We start from the raw sequence: 241 nt of genomic DNA, 5'->3' as shown, positions 1-241 counted from the left end.
CCCCGACATCGGCGGGGAGTCCACCCACCGCGTCGGCGTCGCGCTCTCCGGCAGCCTTCTGCCACGCGACCTCCGGGTGCTCCGGCCCGTTTCGCTCCAGCAGGTCGGTGTCGACGCCGAGCAGCGTGTGCTTGTCGGGCGTGGCGTAGGCGACGACGCCGCCGTGGAGCATCGCGGGGGCGCCGGGAACCGCGACGAGCGCCGCGCACACCGCACCGCCGGTGGGCGGCTCCGCCACCCC

General features: G+C 76.8%; 1 protein-coding gene. It reads right to left on the bottom strand.

Annotated elements, in window-relative coordinates; translation table 11 throughout:
* Positions 1–241, bottom strand: a 241-nt coding sequence (locus KVS71_RS18435) for a CinA family protein (RefSeq protein WP_217585260.1), incomplete at both ends; no start/stop codon positions are given.

Origin of the sequence: Microbacterium sp. GbtcB4 (genome assembly GCF_019091465.1) — a bacterium.
Taxonomy (GTDB): domain Bacteria; phylum Actinomycetota; class Actinomycetes; order Actinomycetales; family Microbacteriaceae; genus Microbacterium; species Microbacterium paraoxydans.
Note: the sequence above shows the minus strand (reverse complement) of the source record. Positions and strands in the feature narration are given on the sequence as shown.